This is a genomic window from Pseudomonas sp. PB103 (assembly GCF_009764635.1).
Lineage (GTDB): Bacteria > Pseudomonadota > Gammaproteobacteria > Pseudomonadales > Pseudomonadaceae > Aquipseudomonas.
Window position 1 is genome coordinate 1 of record NZ_RWIL01000155.1, and the last position, 21,044, is coordinate 21,044.

Genomic DNA, 21,044 nt, shown 5'->3' on the forward strand with positions numbered 1-21,044 from the left:
TGATCTTGTTTTTCAAAAGCAACATCAAAAGATCGCAGCCTGCGGCAGCTCCTACAGGGATCAGACCAGGCGTTCGATTTTCTGGTGTTGCCAGACGAGTTTGTAATACAGCGTCTGCAGCACCAGCATCGCCAGATACGCAACGGGAAACGCCATCCACACACCCTGCAAGCCATACTGGCTGTCCAGCCAATACGCCGCCGGCAACTGCACGCCCACCACGCAAATAATCGCGATGACCACCGGCACCAACACCGTGCCGCTGGCGCGCATGATCCCGCCAATAATTGCCTGGAAGCCGAACACCAACAGGCTCCACAACATGATGTGCAGCAGATGTTCCGCCATCGCCCGGGTCGAATCCTCGGTCAGGAATAACCCCAGCAGCCAGTGCGACAACAGGTAACCGAGCACGATCAACCCGCCGGTCAGACAGACGTTGATCCACAGCCCGGTGCGCAGAATCGGCCCCATGCGCTCCAGCCGCCCTGCCCCGATCGCCTGCGCGCCAAGGATCGACGCGGTGATCGCAATCGACAGCGCCGGAAACTGCACGTAGTTGACGATCTGCGTCACTGCGCCGTAGGCCGCTGTCGCTTGTGAGCCATGCTGGTTGACCAGCGCCAGAATCACCAGCTCCGACAGCGACAGCACAATCATCTGCACCCCGGTTGGCAAGCCGATGCGCAGCACCTTGCCGAGAATCGCCCCGTCCAGTTTCAGGGCCGCGAAAAACTCGCGATCCGGCGCCAACGGATGGCCCTTGCGAATCAAACGCCATGACAGCCACGCCATCGCCGACAGCGTGCCCGCCAGCCCGGCATACGCTGCGCTCTGAATGCCCATCTGCGGCAAACCGGACCAGCCGCGAATCAACGCTGGCGTCAGCGCCAGCCCGACACACGTCGACACCACCAGTGCGAGCAACGGCGACAACGTATCGCTGACTCCGCGCAACAACTGGGTGAACAGCACAAACACCAGCATCGCCGGCAGGATCCACATCATCACGTGCGCATACGCCACGGCATCTTCCAGCACATCCGCCGGCGTCCCCAGGCCGGTCAATGCCTGACGCGCAAACACACTGCCGAGCACGGCCGCCACCAGCCCGATCAACACCCCCAACAACAACGTCGCCCCGGCAATCGCCTTGACCACGTGCGGTTCACGCGCGCCCCACGCCTGACCAATCAACACCCCGGCCCCCGCCCCGAGGCCGATCACCAGGGCAATGAAAAAGAACACGATGGGGAACATCCCCGACACCGCCGCCAACGCCTGAGTGCCGAGCATCTGACCAATGTAAATGCTGTTCACCGTGCCCGACATCGATTGCAGGAAGTTGGACAGCACCATAGGGGCCAGGAACAGCAGGTAGGTATGCCAGAGGGGTTTGGTGGTGCTGGGGGTTTGCATTGACTGGAGGTCCATCTCGGGGTGGAGTGTTCGAGCGATATTACGCTAGATAGTTTACGGGAGGTGGCTCACCTCAAGCCGGGAGATACCGGATAACGCTCTGTTCCAGCAACTCGATAAGGACCGGGTCCATAAACTCATACTCATCGGGGATATGCAGACAAACAATATTTTTGCTGGCCAACTGCGGACGGAATTTTGCTGACAGCTTTTTGCGATGAATCGGCTCCATGACGCAAATCAGATCAGCCCACTGCAACAAGTCCGGTCCCACGGGAACACTCGCGTCACTGTCGGTACCCGCCGAAGCGGTTGCCACGCCGGGCCAATCAGCGAACCGTTGTTCAGCTGTGGGACTGCGCAGGCGGTTTTGGCTACACACAAACAGAACCTTTAACATTGACTCACTCCCTGTTGTCCTTAAAGTCCTGCCAGTGCACCGTGCGCGGCTGACGCTTGGGTTGCGTCAATAATGTGGACTCTTGGCAAGGAATTCATAGCCGCCGATAGTAACAAAATGGGGCCCGCTGACGAGTTGCCCTTCAAACCGAGACCAACCGACAAACAACCTTTCAGCCCTATGAGGCCCTGCCCATGCTCCATTCACACCGTTTTCTGACTGGCGCGCTCTTCTCGCTCATGGCGAGCACTGTGCTAGCCGCCCCATCGGCTGTGCCACCGCAATCACTGAAACCATTGCTGGAAACCCTGAACGAACGCCTGAACATCGGCGACCTCGTTGCGTTGACCAAATGGGACAGTGGCAAGCCGATTCAGGACAGCCCTCGGGAGGCGCAAGTCATCGCCAATGCCCGCACGCTGGCGACGCAGTACACGCTGGACCCGGAAGAGGTGGCGCAGTTGATCGCCGCGCAAATGGAGGCCAATAAACTGGTGCAGTACGGGTTGCTTGCGCAATGGCAGGTGACGGGGGCGGCGCCGGACACGCCGCGTCCGGACCTGGGCCAGCAGATTCGGCCACGGTTGGATGAGTTGCAGAGCCGACTGTTGCAACAGTACGCGGCGTTCGCAGCGCATCGACGGGATGCGGATTGTCCGGTCTGGCTGGCGACGGCGCGCAGTGGGCTGGCGGTGGATCGGTTGCATGAGCTGGCGTTGGTGCGGGCTACGGGGGAGTTGTGTGTTCGGGCGGCGCGTTGAGGCTGGGGCAAGATCAAAAGATCGCAGCCTGCGGCAGCTCCTACCGGGGGTCGGTGTGGCCACGGTTTGGGAAGCACATGATTGCCAGCGTTTCCCAATAAAAAGCCCGGCCTGATCAGCCGGGCTTTTTGCTGGTTGCCGGCGCTTATTGCGCGGTTTTCAGCTTGACCACGTCACCGGAGATCTTGGTGGTGTAGCCGGTCAGGACCCATGCCCAGAACCAGTTTTCCTGGACTTGGGTGTTGATCATGGCGTCGCCGCCCTTGGCTTTGATCGCGGCGGTCTGGGCGCGGACGAAGCGGCTGTTCTGCTGGATCGGGATGACGCCGAACAGCAGCAGGCCGGTGGCGGTGGCTTCGCTGTGGCCAAGCACGGTGTATTGGCTGCTGTCGTATTGTTGGGTGTTCATCGGGGTGCCGGTGCAACCTGCCAGAACCACACCGAACAGTGCGGCGGCGACTACTTTGCTGAGGTATTTCACTGCAAAACTCCATGGGGAAACGCCCGGGATCCATCTCTCGGGCGGCGCACACTTTACCCAAGCAGCTGGCTCATTGGTATCAACCTCGACAAGTTTCATCAAGCGCTTTACTGGCCAGCGATTGACGATGTCGCCTACCATGGCGCCACGCCAATAAGGACAGCCATCGCCCATGCTCAAAGCCAGTCTGCGAAGCCATCTCACCCTGTGGTTTGCCGGTTTGTCCTTGCTGACGCTGCTCAGCGTGGGTTTCTACGTCGGCCATATCGCCACCGAACAGATGAAGCAGGCCAGCGGCAATGCGTTGTTGAACACTGCGCGGTCGGCTGCCTCTTTGCTGGGGGAACAACTGCGCGAACGGCAGTTGGAGGTCTATCTGCTCAGCCGCGCGCCGCATCTGGAGCGTGGCGACCTGGACAATCCGGCGATATTGAAATCAATGCAACTGCGCACTCAGGCCCGCAACGAATACGCCTGGATGGGCGTGACCGATGCCGAAGGCACCGTCCACCAAGCGGTCAACGGTTTGCTGGTCGGTCAATCGGTGCAGCAGCGCCCGTGGTTTCAGGCCGGGTTGCGCGGTGAATATACCGGTGATCCGCATGAAGCCGTGCTGCTGGCGAAGTTGCTGCCAAGCACGCCGAATGGCGAGCCGCTGCGGTTCATCGATTTTGCTGCGCCGATCCACAACGCCGACGGTCAGGTGATTGGTGTGCTGGGCGCGCACGCGCACTGGAGCTGGGTCACGCGCATCGTCGAGTCGGCGGCGTTTTCGCACAAAAATTCGGCGCCGGATATCGAAGCACTGATCATCGATCACGACGGCAAGGTGTTGTATCCCGAAGCGCTGATGGGCCAGCAACTGGCGACGAATGATGCAAAGTCGCCAGGCTGGTCGGTGGGTGACGGTTACCTGACGAGCATGGTGACCGTGCCGACGCCATCCAGCACCGCGCTGACCTGGTCGATTGCGGTTCGCCAGCCACTGGAAACCGCCCTGCAACCGGCGCGTCTGCTGCTGTACAAATTGCTCATGCTAGGGGTGTTCGCCGCAGTGCTGTTCGGGTTGGTGGCGTATTACCTGGCGCTGTACTTGAGCCGTCCCATCGAACAGCTCGCACGCTCGGCCAAACAGGTGCAGGACAACCAGCCCGGCGCGCACTTCCCGCTCCAGCATCCGGTGCGCGAAATCGCACAGTTGGGGCAATCAATCGATGCGATGACGCAATCGCTGCTCGGCAAAGAACGCGAACTGCAGGAAGCCAATGCCTCGCTGGAAGCGACCGTGGCGCAACGCACCGCCGACCTGATGCAAGCCAATGCCGAGCTGCTCAGCCTGGCCACTCACGATGCGCTGACCGGCGTTTACAACCGTCGCCGCTTCGACGAAAAGATCACCGAATACAGCCTGCTGTCGCGACGCACCGGGCGCCCGTTCGCGCTGCTGCTGATCGATGCCGATTACTTCAAGCGCATCAATGACACACACGGCCATGCGGTCGGCGATGAGGTGCTCAAACAACTGGCGCAGTTGATTCAGACCAGCCTGCGCACCACCGATTTTGTCGCGCGTTACGGCGGTGAAGAGTTCGCCGTGCTGCTCCCGGAAATCGCCCAGCCCGACACCCCTGAAGTGGTCGCCGAGAAGATCCGCGCAGCCGTCGCTGACGCAGAGTTTGCCAGCGTCGGCCAGGTCACGGTGAGCATCGGCGTAGGCCTGGCCGATCCGGCAGACAACAGCCCCACCGCCCTGATCAAACGCGCCGATCAACAGCTGTATCAGGCAAAAGCGGCCGGGCGCAACCAAGTCGCCTGCCACGACACCCCCAAAACCACCACCCCCCTGTAGGAGCTGCCGCAGGCTGCGATCTTTTGATCTTGATGGTAAAAAACCAGAGCAAAAGATCGCAGCCTGCGGCAGCTCCTACAGGGGGACGTGTAGCAAAGGTCAGGTGTTGGTTTTCAGCTTGGTCCACAAGCGTGTCGACAGTCGGGCAATCGCCGCCGGCAGTTCTTCCACGGTGAACAGTTTTTCCATCACGCTTTTCGGCGGATAAATCGCCGCATCCTGCTGCACGTCCGGGTTGAGGAACTCATCCGCCGCAGCGTTCGGGTTGGCGTAGTGAATGCTGTTGCTGATGTTGGCGATCACCTTCGGCTCAAGCAGGTAATTCATGTAGGCGTAGGCGTTCTTCTCGTGCGGCGCGCTTTTCGGCATGACCATCATGTCGAACCACAGTGTCGTGCCCTCGTCCGGGATCGAGTAAGCGATGTCGATGCCATTCTTCGCTTCCTTGGCGCTCGCAGCGGCCTGGACGATGTCGCCGTTGAAACCGATCACCGCGCAGACGTTACCGTTGGCCAGATCACTGATGTATTTCGAGGCGTGGAAATACTGGATATACGGGCGGATCTTCAACAGCGCCTGCTCGGCCTTTTTATAATCCGCCGGCTCATGGCTGTGCGGCGGCAGGCCCAGGTAGTTGAGGGTGATCGGCAGCACCTGCGTCGGGTTGTCGATGATGGCGACGCCGCACTGGCTGAGCTTCTTGATAGTGTCTTCGTCGAAGAACATTTTCCACGAGCGGGTGACGTCGGTGTTGCCGAAAATCGCCTTGATCTTCTCGACGTTATAACCAATGCCCGCAGTGCCCCACATGTACGGGTAGCCGTACTGATTGCCCGGGTCATTGACCTCAAGTTTGTGCAGCAATACCGGATCGAGATTCTTCCAGTTCGGCAGCTGTGACTTGTCGAGCTTCTGAATCGCGCCAGCCTTGATCAGCCGCGACAGAAAGTGGTTCGACGGGCTGACCACGTCATAACCGGTGTTGCCGGTCATCAACTTCGACTCCAGCACTTCATTGCTGTCGTGGATGTCGTAGGTGGTCTTGATGCCGGTCGCCTGAGTGAAATTGGCCAGGGTGTCCGGGGCGATGTAGCTGTTCCAGTTGGAGATGTTCACGGTTTCGTCGGCGTAAACCGACGCCGAGCCGGCCGCGAGCACGAGCGCCAGGGAAAGTGGATGGATGCGCATGTTCTGTCACCTGAGTTGAGTGGCTTTTGTTCTTGTGCGGAATGCGAAATTTCAGATTTCTGTTCTGGCCCTGACCGCCTCCACGCGCATGCGAAGCATGGCACCGATATCAAAAAAGGGGCGCGGTGGCAGCCAGCCGGGTTCGGCCCGCTGCATCACCGATTGCAACAGCGGCGAGTCAACGCCCGAGGCCAGTTCGGCGAGCAGCCGCCCCCACAAGGTTCCGCGCGCAACGCCGGAACCGTTGCAGCCAGCAACGGCGAAAACGCCCTCCTCGACCCGGTCAAAAAACGCCTGGCCACTGCGCGTCGCACTCAGGTGGCCGGTCCAGGTGTACTGAATGTCCTGCTCGCCGAGGAACGGAAAGCGCCGTTGCAAACCCCGAACGTGATGCGCGCGACGGATCGCCAGTTCGCTGTGGCAAAGGTCGCGCGTACGGTATTCGGCGGTGTTGCGGATCATCACGCGCCGATCCGGTGTCAGCCGCACCGTCGCCCCCAGTGGCCGGGTCGACAGCACGCCCCACGGCTCGACGGCGCCGATGGCCTGAAACTCTTGATCGGTAAGCGGTCGGGTGAGGCTGGCGCTGAGTTCCATGGGGAAAGTCGAGCTGTCGGCGATTCCGACCCGAGGAATGAATGCATTAAGGCAGACCAGCACCTGCCGGGCCTCGATGCTGCCCGCCACGCCGTGGGCGCGCAGCCGGCTCTGACTCAGGCGCTCGAGACCGCTGATGTCGGTGTTTTCGTAAACGGTGATATTGCCCGGCAAAGCGTTGAGCAAGCCTTTGACGTACTTCGCCGGTTGCAGCAAGGCGTTGCCGTTGCCGCAGTTGATCGCGGCCTGGTAGTGCCGGGTGCCCAACTGCTGCGCCAGTGCCGCGCCTTGCACAAACTCCGCTCGCGCACCGAGCGCGCGCAGTGTCGCCAGTTTGGCGTCGACCTGATCGAGTTTGGCCCGGTCGCTCACGGCGAAGTAGTAACCGCTGTCGCGAAAGTCGCAGTCGATGGCATGCCGGGCAATGCGCTGGCGCACTTCTTCGCTGGCCGTGCGCGAAATCATCGTGTCGACTTCAAAGCCGGCAAAGCCCGGCGTGCCGATCAATTCGCTGTGCGCCGGATGCTCATGGGCCACGACAAATCCCGAGTTGCGTGCCGAGGCGCCTTGCGCCGCGCGCTGGCGATCGACCACGACAATGCGGGCCTGCGGATGCAGCTCGGCGAGCGTATGCGCGGCGCTAAGCCCGGTAATCCCGCCACCGATCACCAGCCAGTCGGCCTTTTGCGCACCACTCAGGCGACCGCGTTCCGGCGAACTCCCGGCCTGCGCGATCCAGCCACATACGTTTTCCATGCTTCACCTCATCGACTGTCGTTCTGCGCCTTGCTTCTGCCCGTCGAGCATGCGTGAATCGCATGCACCACTTGAGAAGATCGTCGCCAGAGCTAGAATCTATTAGGTCTTGGCCTGACCGACCAACGCTATAAAATCATCGAGCCATTCTGAAAACGCATGGATAAAATTCGTCACGCCCCTTCCTTGCAAGCCCTGCAAGCGCTGGTCGAAGTTGCCCGCTGTGGCAGCTTCACCTCGGCTGCGCAAAAGCTGTGTCTGACCCAAAGCGCGATAAGCCGACAGATCCAGCAACTGGAAAGCCACTTCAAGGTCGCGCTGTTCATCCGCACCAGCCGCAGCTTGCGCCTGACGCCGGAGGGCGAGCAGGTGTTGGCCAGCGCCCGCAGCATCCTCGAACAGTTGCAAACCCTCGAAGAACGTCTCGCCCCACAAAAGCGCCCCTTCCGCATCCGCCTGCACGTGTCGCTGGCGGTGCGCTGGCTGCTGCCCAGGCTCAGCGACTTTTACCTGCGCCACCCCGAGGTGTCGCTGGCGATTGAAACCGTTGCCACTGAAGTGGTTGAGCCGGCGAGCGACAGCGATGCCTACGTTGTTTATCTGCCGCAGCCGAGCAGCGCTGCCGATTGCCTGACGCTGTTCGAGGAAACGCTGGTGCCGGTGTGTTCACCCAACCTCGCGCACGCACCGCGCTCGATCGACGAGTTGCAGCGCTTTGCGTTGCTGCACCGCTCGGCCGATCGCCAGGCATGGATCGAATGGCTGGCGGCCAATGAGGGCAAACCGCTGGAGGATTACCGGCACATCCCGTTCAACCTCGATGAGCTGGCACTGGATGCGGCGGCGCGAGGATTGGGCGTGGCGGTGACGGACATGACGCTGGCGGCGGAGTCGATCGAGCGCGGGGTATTGGTGGTGCCGTTTGGCGAGCCGCTACGCACGGGCGGGGTGTATTCACTGAGCCTGCAACCGGCGGCGGCATCGCACCCTGCCTGCGCTGTGGTCATGGCATGGTTTGCCGACCAGACACACCCGCCTGCCCCAACCACGCCATAACCCCACCAAGAACACACCCCTGTAGGAGCTGCCGAAGGCTGCGATCTGTTGATCTTGTTTTTTAAAAGCGAGATCAACAGATCGCAGCCTGCGGCAGCGCCTACAGGGATTACTTGAAGGTTTGCAGGTAGGCCAGCAGGTTGTCGAGTTTCTCTTCGTCGCTCAGGCCCCAGAAGATCATCCGGGTGCCTGGCACCACACCTTTCGGGTCTTTCAGGTACGCCCTTAGCGTTTCATCATCCCAGGTCACGCCCGAGTTTTTCATCGCATCGGAATAGACGTAGTTGGCCGATGTCCCGGCAGGTCGGCCGACAATGCCGTTGAGTTGCGGACCGAAGCCCGGACGCGCCGACTCGCCCACCTGATGGCAGCCACCGCACAGACGCGGGAAGATTTTTGCCCCGGCCTCGGGGTCGCCTGCGGCCTGGGCAGTGGTGGTGAACAGACCTGCACCGAGGATCAGGGCGAGGATCAATGAAGCGCGGTTTTTCATCTGGATTTCCGGATCGGCATAATTCGGGCGGCGCAAGGGTAGCACTTTGTGGCGAGGAGGCTTGCGCCCTCCCCCAACGATCGGGTTTTACAGGTAGGCGCCGATGACCTTTCTGACCGTGATCAACGCCTCGCGCAAAACCTCCAGGCTCACCGAACCCAATGCCAGACGAATCGCGTGCGGCACATGCGTCGACACCGAGAACGGTTCGGCGGTGGTGACGGAAATCTGTTCGTGCATCAACTCCACGACAATCTGATCGGCGCGTACGTCCTCCGGCAGCGGCAACCAGAGGAAATACGAAGCCGGATGGCCTATGTACGGCAGCCCTTTCAACACCTCGGCCGCCAAGGCTTGCCGCGCCTGTGCATCACTGCGCTTTTGTTGCTCAAGCACGGCGACCGTGCCGTCATCGAGCCAGCCACACGCAATCGCGGTCATGATCCCGGGAGTGTTCCAGGTCGTGGCGCGGATGATGCGCTCCAGCGCCGGCACCGTGTGCGCCGGCGCCGCGATGAACCCGACACGCAAACCGGTGGCGATGTTTTTCGACAGGCCGCAAACGTACACCGTGCGCTCCGGCGCCATCTCCACCAGCGGACGAGGTGGGTTTTGCACCAGAAACGCGTAGGCCGCGTCTTCGATGATCGTCAGGTCATGCCGACGGGCAATCGCCACCAACTGCTCGCGCTGCTCCAGCGGCATCACCCAGCCCAGCGGATTGTGCAGCGTCGGCATGCTGTACACGGCGCGCACCGAACGGCTGCGGCAGAGCTTGTCGAGGGCGGCGAGATCTGGCCCGTGCTCACTGACCGGGATCGCCACCACTTCCAGATGCAGCGCTTCGGCCAACACTTTGAAGCCGGAATAGGTCAGCGCGTCCGCCGCAATCACATCGCCCGGTTTGAGCAGCGCCATCAGCGTCACGGCCAGGCCTTGCTGGGCACCGTTGACGATCAGCACTTGCTCGGGCTCGACGTTTACACCGCGTGCCGACAGATGCCGCGCCACCGAAGCGCGCTCGTGGCTGCGCCCGGCGTGGGGCTGATAACGCAACAAGGCTTCGAGATCCCCGGACAAGGCTAATTGGCGCAAGGCCGTGCGCAGCAGATCAGCCTGACCGGGCAGCGACGGATAGTTGAAATTGAGGTCGATCATGCCGACGGCCACGTCTTTCTGGTCAATGCCCTGCCCTGGTGACAACGACGTTTCGCGCACAAATGTGCCGCGCCCGGTTTCGCCGCTGACCAGCCCCATCGCCTCAAGCTCCGCGTAGACGCGGGACGCCGTGACCAATGCGAGGCCTTCTTGCAACGCCAGTTGCCGATGCGTCAGCAGCCGCGTGCCGGGGGCCAGGCGCCCGGAACGGATGTCCGCCGCATACGTATCAACGATGGTCTTGTAGCGAGAGCGCGGCATGCCGGGATGTATCCATTACAATTTTTTGATTGTGCTGATTCTCGATCATAGGATTCACCTAAGGCAACCCCACTTTTGAGCGCGACCCGACATGGAACGAACCTCGAACCTGAGCAACCCGGCCTTGGAAAAAACCAGCGGCTGGATCAACGGCTTTATCGGCGTAGTGATTTTCAGCGGTTCACTGCCCGCCACACGGCTGGCAGTGCTGGAGTTCGACCCGGTGTTTCTCACCGTTGTACGCGCCGCCATTGCCGGGGTGTTGGCACTGGCCTTGCTGTGGCTGTTTCGTGAACGACGGCCGGCGCGCAATCAGTGGCTGTCACTGTTCATTGTGGCGATGGGCGTGGTGCTCGGTTTTCCGTTGCTGACCGCATTGGCACTGCAACACGTGACCTCGGCGCATTCGATTGTGTTTGTCGGATTGCTGCCACTGGCCACGGCGATTTTCGGAGTGTTGCGCGGCGGTGAGCGGCCGCGCCCGGTGTTCTGGATTTTCTCGATTCTGGGCAGTGCGCTGGTCGTGGGTTTTGCGCTGTCACAAGGGTTGACCGCTTCACCCACCGGCGATCTGCTGATGCTCGCTGCCATCGTCGCCTGCGGCCTCGGTTACGCCGAAGGCGCCAAACTGTCGCGAACCCTCGGTGGCTGGCAGGTGATCTGCTGGGCGCTGGTGCTGTCGTTGCCGCTGATGGCGTTGCTGAGTCTGTGGCTGGCGCCCGCCTCGTTCAGCCAGATCAGCCTGTCGGCGTGGCTGTGCCTGGCGTATGTCTCGCTGTTCAGCATGCTGATCGGCTTTGTGTTCTGGTATCGCGGCCTGGCGCAAGGTGGCATCGCCGCCGTCGGCCAGTTGCAATTGCTGCAACCGTTTTTCGGTTTGGCGCTGGCGGCGACGCTGCTGCACGAACACGTCAGCGTCGGCATGCTGGCGGTGACCCTGGGGGTGATTCTGTGTGTGGCAGGGGCGAAGAAATTCGCCAGATAACGTTCAGGCGCCAGCCTTCCACTCGCGCGGACTGAGCCCGGTCTTGCGGCGAAAAGCACGGGCCAGCGCCGACGGGCTTTCATAGCCGACCTCGGCGGCAATCAGCGCAATTGACCGGCCCTCGCGCAAGCGCTTTTGCGCGAGGCTGACCCGCCAGCTCAGCAGATAATCGGCCGGCGTCTGCCCGACCACACGGCGAAACTGCTCGGCAAAACTGGCGCGGGAAAGATTGGCGGCCATTGCCAGCTCGGCGACGCTCCACGGTTTTTGCGGTTGTTCATGCATCAGCGTCAAGGCACGGGACAAACGCGGATCAGCGAGCCCGGCGATCATTCCCGGTTGTTGTTCGCGGCTGCTGATCAGGTGACGCAGGAGCAGAATCACCAGCAACTCGAACAGCCGATCCATCACGGCGAAACGCCCGCAGTGACTGTCGAACGCCTCCTGGAACAGCCACTCCACGGTGCTGCCGAGCTGGGGAATATCAGTGAGTTTGAGCACCAGGTAATCCGGCAGCGCCGCCGCCAGCGCATTACCCGCACCGCCGTCGAACGTCAGCGTTGCGCAGACCACTTGCGTGGCCATGGCTTCGTCGGCAGACATTCGATGGGCAAAAGGTCGGGGGAAGAAAATCAATGACGGCTCATCAAGACGAACTTCGCGTTCATTGCCCGGTTTGAGCAACAACGCCCCGGCCTGCAATAAATGCACATGCCCGGTCGGCTCACCGTCATGAACACTGACGCCACAGAACGTGCCGCTGTGAAAGGTGCCGGCATTCACACCGAAATGGCTGAGCAAGGTTGAAAGGCGATCCATGGACGACTCCGCAGGACAACTCTGGACGATCTGTTGCATATCCTCGACGATTTGCAGCCAATGCACCAGCTATGCTCCCTAACATGGCTTCCATTCCCGGCGCACATCGCACCGGACACCTGGAGCATCAGCATGAGCCGCATCAACACCATCAGCCTCGACACCGCCAACGACGCCACCCGCACTGTGCTCGACGGCGTGAAGAAAAAGATCGGCTTTTTGCCGAACCTGTTTGCGACGCTGGCCAACGCGCCGGTCGCCCTCGACACTTACGTACAAGCCTCGGCCATCCTCGGCAAAAGCTCGCTGAGCGCCCAGGAAAAAGAAGCGGTGTACCTCGCCACTTCGCAAGTCAACGGCTGCGACTATTGCCTGGCCGCACACACCCTGTTCGGCGCCAAGGCCGGGCTGTCGCCGCAGGACATTCTTGCGGCACGACAGGGCGAACTGAATGCCTACGCCACCCTCGCCTATCAACTGACGGAAAGCCGCGGGCACTTGAACGATGAACAAATCGCCGCCGCCCGCGCCGCCGGCATCAATGACCGCAAGATCATCGAAGTGATTGCCGTGGTAGCGGTGCAGACCCTGACCAACTACCTGAACAACGTGGCACTCACCGATATCGATTTCCCGGCAATCGACGCCTGATCAGCATTTGCTCCTGCTGGGCTGTGTAGCGGACTTGGTTTTTTGAGATGAAAAGCCAGGGTCGCTGCGCAACCCAACGGGGATAAATCCCCTCGCCACAAATGTGCTGTCTGACGCATCGTACCTGCCTGAAGAACCCCCTGTGGCAAGGGGATTTATCCCCGATGGACTGCGCAACAGTCCCCTGCTTTCAAAGCCAGAACAAGCCCCCCCCTGAACACCCCGTCACCGGCAAATCCCCTCACCACAAATGCGCTGCCTGACGCATCGTGCCTGTCTAAAGAAACCCCTGTGGCGAGGGGATTTATCCCCGATGGACTGCACCAGTCCCCTGCTTTCAAAGCCAGAACAAGCCCCCCCTGAACACCCCGTCACCGGCAAATCCCCTCACCACAAATGCGCTGCCTGACGCATCGTGCCTGCCTAAAGAAACCCCTGTGGCGAGGGGATTTATCCCCGATGGACTGCGCAGCAGTCCCCTGCCTTCAAAGCCAGAACAAGCCCCCCCCTGAACACCCCGTCACCGGCAAATCCCCTCTCCAGAAATGCGCTGCCTGACGCATCGTGCCTGCCTGAAGAAACCCCTGTGGCGAGGGGATTCATCCCCGATGGACTGCGCAGCAGTCCCCTGCCTTCAAAGCCAGAACAAGTCCCCCCCTGAACACCCCGTCACCGGCAAATCCCCTCACCACAAAATGTTTTGTCCGACGCATCGTGCCTGCCCCCCTGAAGCCCCCCTGTGGCGAGGGGATTCATCCCCGATGGACTGCGCAGCAGTCCCCTGCTTTCAAAGCCAGAACAAGTCCCCCCCTGAACACCCCGTCACCGGCAAATCCCCTCACCACAAAATGTTTTGTCCGACGCATCGTGCAATGATGTACAAGGCCCTGTTTCGCCAACAGGCAGGTGCGCTGAACCCGACAGCGCGCACCAGGGTCTTTCATCAGAGACTGACGTCAGGAAAGCCACAAATCCCATGACAGACTGGTTGCAAAACAACGGCGAGATGGCCGAGCTGATTCGACGGCACGACTGGGCGAATACCCCGCTCGGCCCGTTGGAGCAATGGCCCGATGTGCTCAAGACCACCGTCTCGCTCAGTCTCGGCTCGCACTTCCCTCAGGCCATCGTCTGGGGGCCTGAGCTGACCACCCTGTTCAACGACGCTTTCATGCCGATCCTCGGCGACAAGCCGCTCGCGTTGGGGCGGCCGTTCAGTCATATCTGGCAAGAAGCCTGGCGCGAAATCAGTCCCATCGCCACGGCGGCATACGCCGGCCAGGCGACTTACATCGAAAATTTTCCGCTGGTCGTCGAGCGCGGCAATGGTCCGGAACAGGCCTATTTCACCTTCTGCTACAGCCCGATTCGCGACCCGCAGGGCACGATCGTCGGCCTGCTCGACACCGTCACCGAAACCACCCAGACGGTGTTTCTCAACCAGCGCCTGGCGGTGCTCGACGCCCTCGGCAACGCCGTCGCCAATGCTACTGAAGCACCAGCGATTCTCGCCGCGAGCACGCGGTTGATGGTCGAGCAATTGCACCTGTCCAACTGCGCGTACGCCGACATGGATGCCGATGAAGACGGCTTCACCATTCGCGGCGACTGGGCCGCGCCGGGCTCACCGAGCATCGTCGGCCATTACCAGTTGCGCGACTTCGGCGAGAAGGCACTGACTCTGCTGCGGGCCGGCAAACCGCTGATCATCCACGACAACCGCGCCGAATTGCCACCGCAAGAATCGGCGACTTTTCAGGACATCGGCATTACCGCGACCATTTGTGTGCCGTTGATCAAACAAGGTCGGCTGACCGCTTTGATGGCCATTCACGACAAGGTCGCGCGGGCCTGGTCGCCCTTTGAACAGGCGTTGTTGAGCGAAGTGACCGAGCGCTGCTGGGCGCACATCGAACGCGTGCGCGCCGACGCCGATGTGCGCGCCGGCCTGACGGCATTGGCGGAATTGAATGCCACGCTGGAACAACGTGTCGAGGAGCGCAGCGTGCGCCTCGCTCACGCCGAGTCGGCATTGCGCCAGTCGCAAAAGCTCGAAGCCATCGGCCAGCTCACTGGCGGCGTCGCCCACGACTTCAACAACCTGCTGACCATCATTCGCTCATCGGTGGACTTTTTACGCCTGCCCAACCTGTCGGAAGAACGTCGCCAACGCTACATGCGCGCGATGTCGGACACGGTCGAGCGTGCCGCCAAACTCACCAGTCAATTGCTCGCCTTCGCCCGGCGCCAGCCGTTGAACCCACAAATTATCGATGCCGGTGAGCGTCTGGCGAACATCGGCGAGATGCTCGAGTCCGTCACCGGGGCGCAGATCCATGTCAGCGTCGAACTGCCCGATCAACCCTGCTACATCCACGTCGACCTGAGCCAGTTCGAAACGGCGCTGATCAACATCGCGTTGAATGCCCGTGATGCGATGGAGGGCCAGGGTTTACTCAAACTGCGTCTGCGAGGTGATCTGCCATTGCCGCCGATTCGCGGCCATGCGGGGTCGCAGAGTGCGTTTGTGGCAATCACGCTGACCGACAACGGCTCGGGGATCGACGCGAAAACCCTCGAGCATATTTTCGAGCCGTTCTTCACCACCAAAGCTGTCGGCAAAGGCACCGGCCTGGGGCTCTCGCAGGTGTTCGGATTTGCCAAGCAGTCGGGCGGCAACGTCGATGTGTCCAGCGTGCCGGGCCAAGGCACGGTCTTCGCCTTGTACCTGCCGCAAGTGGAAAGCACGGCGGCGCGGGCATCGACCGAACTGGCAGACCCGGGCGAAGCGCCACCGGTGTATGCCAAACGCCGGGTGCTGGTGGTCGAGGACAATCTGGACGTCGGCCGCTTTGCCAATCAGATCCTTCAGGATCTGGGTTACGAAACCGCCTGGGCGACCAACGCCGAGCAAGCCCTGCAACTGGCCGGAACGGACGCGATGGCGTTCGACGCGGTGTTTTCCGATGTGGTCATGCCGGGCATCAGCGGCATTGCGCTGGCCCGGGAGCTGCGCCGCCGACGCGCGGATCTGCCGGTGATCCTCACGTCGGGTTACAGCGAGGAGCTGGCGCGCAGCGGTTACGACGGTTTCGAATTTCTCGCCAAACCGTATTCGGCCGAGCAGGTCTCGCGCATTCTCGCCAGGACCTGGGGCTGATCGACGCAGGCTTCAGTCGTGGGCGACGCCGGCACGCTTGAGCAGTTTCTTGCAGCGTTCCGAGAGATGAAACACCTGCAAGTGCTTGCCAGCCTTGGCGTAGCGCTCACGCAGGGTTTTCAGTGCGGCGATCGCCGAGTAATCGACAAAGCTCAGGTGCCGGCAATCGAGAGTCACATGGGCCGGGTCATTGGCCGGGTCGAACTGATTGAGAAACGGCGTGGTCGAGGCGAAGAACAGAGTGCCGTGCAGGCGATAGAGTTTGCTGCCGTCGGCTTCGACATGCTCATCGGCGTACAGCTCGCGCGCCTGCTGCCAGGCGAAGTTCAGCGCCGCAATGATGATGCCGCACAGCACAGCGGTGGCCAGATCGGTGAACACGGTGATGGTGGTCACGGCGATGATCACCAGCACATCGTTGAGCGGCACTTTGTTGATCACCCGCAACGACGCCCAGGCGAAGGTCTGCTGCGACACCACAAACATCACGCCGACCAGCGCCGCCAGTGGAATCCGCTCGATCAGCGGCGACAGGAACAGGATGAACAACAGAACCAGCACGCCCGCGACCACGCCGGACAAGCGCCCGCGCCCACCGGAGCTGAGGTTGATCACGGTCTGGCCGATCATCGCGCAACCGCCCATGCCGCCGAAAGCGCCGGAGACCATGTTGGCTGCGCCAAGCGCCACACATTCGCGGTCCGGGTAGCCACGGGTTTCGGTGATTTCATCGGTGAGGTTCAGCGTCAGCAGCGTTTCCAGCAGACCGACCAGCGCCATCAGGATCGCGTACGGGGCGATGATCCGCAGGGTCTCCAGGTTCCACGGGATATCGGGCAGTGCGAACGTCGGCAGGCCGCCGGCAATGTGCGCCATGTCGCCGAGGGTGCGGGTCGGCAAACCGAACAGGTAGACCAGCAGGCCAACGCCAAGAATCGCCACCAGCGCTGGAGGCACAGCTTTGGTCAGGCGCGGCAGGATGTAGACGATGGCCATGGTCAGCGCCACCAGGCCTGCCATCAGGTACAACGGTGTGCCGCTGAGCCACTCTTCAGCGCTTTTGAAATGCTCCAACTGCGCCAGCGCAATAATGATCGCCAGGCCGTTGACGAAGCCGAGCATCACCGAGTGCGGCACCATGCGCACCAGTTTGCCCAGGCGCAACAGTCCGAACGCCATCATGATCAGACCGCCGAGCAACACCGTCGCCAGCAGATACTGCACGCCCTGCTGCACCACCAGCGCAACAATCACCACAGCCATCGAACCGGCCGCACCGGAGACCATGCCCGGCCGGCCGCCGAACAGCGCGGTCAGCGTACAAATGATGAACGCGCCATACAGGCCCATTAGCGGATTGAGGTGCGCCACCAACGCGAACGCAATGCATTCGGGCAACAGGGCAAACGAGGTGGTGAGTCCGGCCAGGACATCGGCGCGCAGACGAATCGGTTTCATGGCATACCTGACTGAGCGGCCGTGGAGCTCGGCCGCCGGTGTTCGGGGGAAAAGAGGGTTGCGGATGTTACGGAATTGTCCGGGATCGGGCCAGTGATCGCTGACACTTGTCGACTCGGGCTTTATGCTGGCGCACCTGTGTATGCGTTGAGTTCGACCATGTCATCTTTTCTAAGCGCGCGCGAAGTGTGCCAGCGCCTGCGCGACGCGGCACTGGGCGTATTGCCGTTCAAGGTCCGCGAGCCACCTGCCGCGAGCGGGTTGGTCGCGGTCGAAATCGAGGGTTGGCGCCTGCTGCTGGATTTTGAGGGTGGGCGACTGCATCACTGTGAACAGGCCCGCAGCGGCGACGGACAGGAGGGCACGCTCGATACCTGGCAGCGTTACGGCACCGATCCGGTGAGTTTGCTCAGTACTTGGGAACTGGCGCAGATCGAACGGTTGTTGGCGGATGCCTGTCAGCCCTGACGCAAGTCCAGAAGATAAGTGTAGTAACCCGTGTCGCGCACATATCCGAGTGACTCGTACAAACGCTGTGCAGTGAAGTTGTCGATGGCGGTTTCCAGCACCAGGCCTTTGGCGCCGGTCTGCAAGGCAAAGTCGCGCGCCGTGTTCATCAGCAATCGGCCGACGCCGCGACCACGGGCAGTCGGCGCCGTGAACAAGTCGCTGAGCAGCCAGGTGCGGTGAGCGTCGATGGATGAAAACGTCGGATAAAGCTGCACGAAACCCAGCGCCTCTGCCTCTTCGTCCTCAGCCAGAAAAATCGCCGACTCGTTGCCCGCCATGCGCTCGGCGATGAATGCACGCGATTGCCCGAGGTTGGAGGGCTGCTGGTAAAAGCCCCGATAAGCGTCGAACAACTGCGCAACCGCGTCCAGCTGTGGCGTGTTGGCGCGCACTACCTGAATTGTCATGGCCCTTCCTCGATCTCCAATCATCGATCCAGCATAGCGCTGTGCGTCGAGTCTGCTGGCTTCACCGCTATATAGTTTTGTATATTGCGAAACCGAAATCGCCAGAACCTTGCCATGCCGTCCATTTATTCCGTATTTCCATGAGCGCCATAAGAGTCCGCAACGAGCAGTTGATCCTTGCCGCTGCCAGCGAAGAATTCGCCGCCAATGGCTTCAACGCCACCCAGACCCGCGACATCGCCGCCCGCGCCGGGGTGCCCAAGGCGAATCTGTATTACTACTTCCAGACCAAGGAAAACCTCTACAGCAAAGTGCTGCTGGGGTTCGTCGAACCGTTGCTGGAAGCCTCGGCGGTGCTGCGCGAAAGTGACGATCCGCTGATCGGGCTGCGCGCCTACGTCGCGGCGCGAATCCGGATTGCCCGTGAGCATCCGGCGATTGCCAAGGTGTTCAGTAGCGAGTTGCTGCTGGGTGGCCGGCAGTTGCCCGACGAGTGTCGCGACCTGCTGCACGCTGAAGCGCGGCGCAATGTCGAGTGCCTGCGCAGCTGGATCGAGCGTGGTCTGTTGGCGCCGGTGGACCCGGAGCATTTGATGCTGTTCATCTGGTCGGCGACGCGCACGTACACCAATATTGGCTGGCAGATGGGCTGCATCACCGGGCGCGCCGAACCGCAGGATGAGGATTATCAGACGGCGGCGGAAACGATTACGCGGATGGTGCTGGAGGGTGTGGTGGTCGCGCCACGGGTTGGGGAGATTCGCGGGGTGTTGTTTGCGACTTGAGTTGTGTGGGGGGTTGAGGGCTGCTGTGCAGCCGTCGGGGATGAATCCCCTCACCACAGGGGTTGTGCAGCCACAGAGGGTTACGTCAGGGCATGAATTCGATAGGCAGATCGAGGTTGTTTTTCATGCGTTCATGCCAGGCCTGCAAAGCTACAGGCAACCGGGTTTTCCATTTCGGCACGTTGGTGTAATAGCGCAGGCGTGAATTGCCACCCTCGTATGTCACCAGCAGCACCCAGAAGCGCGCGCCGCTGGCACGCATGATGACGCCGGTCCCGCCCAGACCGCGCATCCACATTTCGGTGACCTGACTGTCCGGCACGTCTGATGAAGGTTGCGCGGTCATCAATGACCCCGACGTGCCCACCGCCCGTTGGTAATCGTCTTCAAGCAGCGCGTGCAAGGCCTGGTTTTCGGCGGGCGTGCGCGCCAGGCCCAGGCTGAGCATGTCGTAATCCAGGGTCAACGGCTGCTCCGAGGCGATAAAGCGGCCGGTGTAATACACGCCCATCCCGGCGCTGCAATAGCCGCCGGCGTCCGTGTGCGAAATGTCCAGCACGCCGTTGATCGGCGTGAACACCAGGGTGCATTCGTCTTCCGCGTAAATCGCTACGCCATCCTTGAGCGTGGCGACGCCTTCAATATCGCCGGAGTTACCACCCTCACCCGCCTCTATGCTGATGAAAACGTGCGTGGCGTCACGCCGCTGGGTGGTCGCGGTCGCCGACGTTGTCGTGCTGGGTGGAATGAGTTGCCAGGTCGCGTCCCAACTGAAGGGTTGCGTGGCATGTTCGAGTTCGGCCAGACGCATCAGATACTGGCGGCGCAAGCAGGCCGTCAGGTCACCACAGCCGTTGCGATTTTTCAGCCATTGCCGCTGATCGGTCTTGAGCGCCTTGGGGTCGGGGACGTTGGCGAGCGTCGTGCGCCAACGTTCTGCGAGCTGCTCATCGAGCCGCGAAAGATCGGCATCGGCACAAATGGCTTTTTCCGCTTTGCTGGTCGCGCTGGCGCAATCGAAACTGGCGGCGTGGACACTGGAGGCAAACGCGAGGGCTGTCAGCGCCAGGGCATGACGAAGGGTCAAGGCGAACATCGATAGATTCCATTCTTCGGACGGCGCGCAGTATGCCAGCGCGGCCACCGAAAATCCTCGCAGGAGCAAAGCTTGCTCGCGAAGGCGGTGGCACTGCCGGCCTTTTGGGTGGCTGGGCGGGCGCTTTCGCGAGCAAGCTTTGCTCCTACGGGGATTGTGGTCAGAAGGTGATGGTAGCGGCGGGTTTGACGTCGATGCGGGCGACGGAACCGGTCAGGTGGGCGAGGTCTTTGTTGTGTTCGGCGATGATGTCTTCAGCGCGCATGTTGCCGTTGTCGACGGTGGAATGCGCGTCGGCGACCAGCACCACGTCGTAACCGAGCTGATGCGCCTGGCGCACGGTGGCGTTGACGCAGTAATCGGTTTGCAGGCCGCAAATCACCAGTCGCTCGAAATCCTCGCTTGGCAGCAGCTTGCGTAAATCCGTCTGGTAAAACGCATCCGGCGTGGTCTTGCGCACGCGCAGGTCTTGGCTGGCAGTTTGCAACGCTTCAGCCAGTTGCCAGCCTTCTGCGCCATGGGCCAACGGACTGTCGGCTTCTTCGTGCTGGATCAACACGACAGGCACGCCCGCCTCGCGCGCGCGGCGGCTGAGCGGGTTGATGGTATCGATCACACGATGGATGTCATGGCACTGGTATTCGCCCGCACAGAGTGCGCGTTGAACGTCGATGATCAGTAATGCGGTGGTCATGATGAGCCTTCCTTGATCAATCCTTGAGACAGGTGCGGGCCTGAGCCCGCGCCTTTTTTT

Annotated in this window: 20 protein-coding genes; 8 read left to right on the forward strand and 12 right to left on the reverse strand. The window is 61.4% G+C overall.

Annotated features, from left to right (window positions below; genetic code table 11):
- Positions 1-60 precede the first annotated feature (60 nt).
- Together EJA70_RS27340 and EJA70_RS27345 are read right to left on the reverse strand one after the other, a co-directional pair.
- Positions 61-1,419, reverse strand: a complete 1,359-nt coding sequence (locus EJA70_RS27340) for an MATE family efflux transporter (protein WP_158835139.1) — start codon at positions 1,417-1,419, stop codon at positions 61-63.
- Positions 1,420-1,492: 73 nt separating this feature from the next.
- Positions 1,493-1,819, reverse strand: coding sequence for a low molecular weight protein tyrosine phosphatase family protein (locus EJA70_RS27345; protein ID WP_158835142.1), 327 nt, complete (start codon positions 1,817-1,819; stop codon positions 1,493-1,495).
- 194 nt (positions 1,820-2,013) lie between these two features.
- On the opposite strand from EJA70_RS27345, the gene EJA70_RS27350 reads away from it, so the two are divergent.
- Entirely contained in the window at positions 2,014-2,580 is a 567-nt protein-coding gene (locus EJA70_RS27350) for a chorismate mutase (RefSeq protein ID WP_158835145.1), read from the forward strand.
- 145 nt (positions 2,581-2,725) lie between these two features.
- Here EJA70_RS27350 and EJA70_RS27355 read toward each other — a convergent pair whose 3' ends face one another.
- Positions 2,726-3,061 carry a hypothetical protein gene (locus EJA70_RS27355; RefSeq protein ID WP_008078105.1) on the reverse strand — a complete coding sequence of 112 codons (336 nt, stop codon included), beginning with the start codon at positions 3,059-3,061 and terminating at the stop codon, positions 2,726-2,728.
- A 172-nt stretch (positions 3,062-3,233) separates the two neighbouring features.
- Between EJA70_RS27355 and EJA70_RS27360 the strand changes: the two genes are divergently transcribed.
- Positions 3,234-4,910 carry a diguanylate cyclase gene (locus EJA70_RS27360; RefSeq protein WP_008078106.1) on the forward strand — a complete coding sequence of 559 codons (1,677 nt, stop codon included), beginning with the start codon at positions 3,234-3,236 and terminating at the stop codon, positions 4,908-4,910.
- Positions 4,911-5,009: 99 nt separating this feature from the next.
- Here the strand turns inward: EJA70_RS27360 and EJA70_RS27365 are convergent, their stop codons facing one another.
- The gene (locus EJA70_RS27365) at positions 5,010-6,098 is read right to left on the reverse strand and encodes a polyamine ABC transporter substrate-binding protein (protein ID WP_158835148.1); all 1,089 of its coding nucleotides are present in this window, start codon (positions 6,096-6,098) and stop codon (positions 5,010-5,012) included.
- Positions 6,099-6,149: 51 nt separating this feature from the next.
- Positions 6,150-7,451 carry an FAD-binding oxidoreductase gene (locus tag EJA70_RS27370; RefSeq protein ID WP_158835151.1) on the reverse strand — a complete coding sequence of 434 codons (1,302 nt, stop codon included), beginning with the start codon at positions 7,449-7,451 and terminating at the stop codon, positions 6,150-6,152.
- A 159-nt stretch (positions 7,452-7,610) separates the two neighbouring features.
- On the opposite strand from EJA70_RS27370, the gene EJA70_RS27375 reads away from it, so the two are divergent.
- Positions 7,611-8,507: a LysR substrate-binding domain-containing protein gene (locus EJA70_RS27375; protein WP_158835154.1), complete on the forward strand. Its 897-nt coding sequence runs from the start codon at positions 7,611-7,613 to the stop codon at positions 8,505-8,507.
- Positions 8,508-8,616: 109 nt separating this feature from the next.
- Here EJA70_RS27375 and EJA70_RS27380 read toward each other — a convergent pair whose 3' ends face one another.
- Positions 8,617-9,000 (reverse strand): cytochrome c family protein, encoded by a 384-nt coding sequence (locus EJA70_RS27380; protein WP_008086835.1) that lies wholly within the window; start codon positions 8,998-9,000, stop codon positions 8,617-8,619.
- Between the two features lie 87 nt (positions 9,001-9,087).
- Positions 9,088-10,419 carry a PLP-dependent aminotransferase family protein gene (locus EJA70_RS27385; RefSeq protein ID WP_158835157.1) on the reverse strand — a complete coding sequence of 444 codons (1,332 nt, stop codon included), beginning with the start codon at positions 10,417-10,419 and terminating at the stop codon, positions 9,088-9,090.
- A gap of 91 nt (positions 10,420-10,510) precedes the next feature.
- On the opposite strand from EJA70_RS27385, the gene EJA70_RS27390 reads away from it, so the two are divergent.
- On the forward strand, positions 10,511-11,404 hold the full coding sequence (locus tag EJA70_RS27390) for a DMT family transporter (protein ID WP_158835160.1): 894 nt from the start codon (positions 10,511-10,513) through the stop codon (positions 11,402-11,404).
- Between the two features lie 3 nt (positions 11,405-11,407).
- Here the strand turns inward: EJA70_RS27390 and EJA70_RS27395 are convergent, their stop codons facing one another.
- Positions 11,408-12,223: an AraC family transcriptional regulator gene (locus EJA70_RS27395; protein WP_158835163.1), complete on the reverse strand. Its 816-nt coding sequence runs from the start codon at positions 12,221-12,223 to the stop codon at positions 11,408-11,410.
- A 132-nt stretch (positions 12,224-12,355) separates the two neighbouring features.
- Here EJA70_RS27395 and EJA70_RS27400 point away from each other — a divergent pair, with 132 nt between their 5' ends.
- Together EJA70_RS27400 and EJA70_RS27405 are read left to right on the forward strand one after the other, a co-directional pair.
- The gene (locus tag EJA70_RS27400; protein ID WP_158835166.1) at positions 12,356-12,874 is read left to right on the forward strand and encodes a carboxymuconolactone decarboxylase family protein; all 519 of its coding nucleotides are present in this window, start codon (positions 12,356-12,358) and stop codon (positions 12,872-12,874) included.
- Positions 12,875-13,850: 976 nt separating this feature from the next.
- Positions 13,851-16,034, forward strand: coding sequence for a GAF domain-containing protein (locus EJA70_RS27405; protein WP_158835169.1), 2,184 nt, complete (start codon positions 13,851-13,853; stop codon positions 16,032-16,034).
- Between the two features lie 12 nt (positions 16,035-16,046).
- Here EJA70_RS27405 and EJA70_RS27410 read toward each other — a convergent pair whose 3' ends face one another.
- Positions 16,047-17,492: a SulP family inorganic anion transporter gene (locus EJA70_RS27410; RefSeq protein WP_158835172.1), complete on the reverse strand. Its 1,446-nt coding sequence runs from the start codon at positions 17,490-17,492 to the stop codon at positions 16,047-16,049.
- Between the two features lie 159 nt (positions 17,493-17,651).
- Between EJA70_RS27410 and EJA70_RS27415 the strand changes: the two genes are divergently transcribed.
- Positions 17,652-17,960, forward strand: a complete 309-nt coding sequence (locus tag EJA70_RS27415; RefSeq protein WP_158835175.1) for a hypothetical protein — start codon at positions 17,652-17,654, stop codon at positions 17,958-17,960.
- On the opposite strand, the gene EJA70_RS27420 is transcribed toward EJA70_RS27415, so the two are convergent.
- Positions 17,951-18,409: an N-acetyltransferase gene (locus tag EJA70_RS27420; RefSeq protein ID WP_158835178.1), complete on the reverse strand. Its 459-nt coding sequence runs from the start codon at positions 18,407-18,409 to the stop codon at positions 17,951-17,953. The two genes, EJA70_RS27415 and EJA70_RS27420, sit on opposite strands and share 10 nt — an antisense overlap.
- 140 nt (positions 18,410-18,549) lie before the next feature.
- Between EJA70_RS27420 and EJA70_RS27425 the strand changes: the two genes are divergently transcribed.
- Positions 18,550-19,194 (forward strand): TetR/AcrR family transcriptional regulator, encoded by a 645-nt coding sequence (locus EJA70_RS27425; protein WP_158835181.1) that lies wholly within the window; start codon positions 18,550-18,552, stop codon positions 19,192-19,194.
- A gap of 85 nt (positions 19,195-19,279) precedes the next feature.
- On the opposite strand, the gene EJA70_RS27430 is transcribed toward EJA70_RS27425, so the two are convergent.
- Both EJA70_RS27430 and EJA70_RS27435 read right to left on the reverse strand, forming a co-directional pair.
- Complete coding sequence (locus EJA70_RS27430) at positions 19,280-20,290, reverse strand: lysozyme inhibitor LprI family protein (RefSeq protein WP_158835184.1); 1,011 nt, start codon at positions 20,288-20,290, stop codon at positions 19,280-19,282.
- A 160-nt stretch (positions 20,291-20,450) separates the two neighbouring features.
- Positions 20,451-20,984, reverse strand: coding sequence for a cysteine hydrolase family protein (locus EJA70_RS27435; protein ID WP_158835187.1), 534 nt, complete (start codon positions 20,982-20,984; stop codon positions 20,451-20,453).
- Positions 20,985-21,044: the final 60 nt, after the last annotated feature.

Coding starts and splice junctions, on each gene's coding strand:
- EJA70_RS27340 (WP_158835139.1), bottom strand. CDS start 1,419: ATGCAAACCCCCAGCACCACCAAACCCCTCTGGCATACCTACCTGCTG.
- EJA70_RS27395 (WP_158835163.1), bottom strand. CDS start 12,223: ATGGATCGCCTTTCAACCTTGCTCAGCCATTTCGGTGTGAATGCCGGC.
- EJA70_RS27365 (WP_158835148.1), bottom strand. CDS start 6,098: ATGCGCATCCATCCACTTTCCCTGGCGCTCGTGCTCGCGGCCGGCTCG.
- EJA70_RS27350 (WP_158835145.1), top strand. CDS start 2,014: ATGCTCCATTCACACCGTTTTCTGACTGGCGCGCTCTTCTCGCTCATG.
- EJA70_RS27410 (WP_158835172.1), bottom strand. CDS start 17,492: ATGAAACCGATTCGTCTGCGCGCCGATGTCCTGGCCGGACTCACCACC.
- EJA70_RS27415 (WP_158835175.1), top strand. CDS start 17,652: ATGTCATCTTTTCTAAGCGCGCGCGAAGTGTGCCAGCGCCTGCGCGAC.
- EJA70_RS27360 (WP_008078106.1), top strand. CDS start 3,234: ATGCTCAAAGCCAGTCTGCGAAGCCATCTCACCCTGTGGTTTGCCGGT.
- EJA70_RS27400 (WP_158835166.1), top strand. CDS start 12,356: ATGAGCCGCATCAACACCATCAGCCTCGACACCGCCAACGACGCCACC.
- EJA70_RS27425 (WP_158835181.1), top strand. CDS start 18,550: ATGAGCGCCATAAGAGTCCGCAACGAGCAGTTGATCCTTGCCGCTGCC.
- EJA70_RS27420 (WP_158835178.1), bottom strand. CDS start 18,409: ATGACAATTCAGGTAGTGCGCGCCAACACGCCACAGCTGGACGCGGTT.
- EJA70_RS27430 (WP_158835184.1), bottom strand. CDS start 20,290: ATGTTCGCCTTGACCCTTCGTCATGCCCTGGCGCTGACAGCCCTCGCG.
- EJA70_RS27370 (WP_158835151.1), bottom strand. CDS start 7,451: ATGGAAAACGTATGTGGCTGGATCGCGCAGGCCGGGAGTTCGCCGGAA.
- EJA70_RS27375 (WP_158835154.1), top strand. CDS start 7,611: ATGGATAAAATTCGTCACGCCCCTTCCTTGCAAGCCCTGCAAGCGCTG.
- EJA70_RS27385 (WP_158835157.1), bottom strand. CDS start 10,419: ATGCCGCGCTCTCGCTACAAGACCATCGTTGATACGTATGCGGCGGAC.
- EJA70_RS27405 (WP_158835169.1), top strand. CDS start 13,851: ATGACAGACTGGTTGCAAAACAACGGCGAGATGGCCGAGCTGATTCGA.
- EJA70_RS27390 (WP_158835160.1), top strand. CDS start 10,511: ATGGAACGAACCTCGAACCTGAGCAACCCGGCCTTGGAAAAAACCAGC.
- EJA70_RS27345 (WP_158835142.1), bottom strand. CDS start 1,819: ATGTTAAAGGTTCTGTTTGTGTGTAGCCAAAACCGCCTGCGCAGTCCC.
- EJA70_RS27435 (WP_158835187.1), bottom strand. CDS start 20,984: ATGACCACCGCATTACTGATCATCGACGTTCAACGCGCACTCTGTGCG.
- EJA70_RS27380 (WP_008086835.1), bottom strand. CDS start 9,000: ATGAAAAACCGCGCTTCATTGATCCTCGCCCTGATCCTCGGTGCAGGT.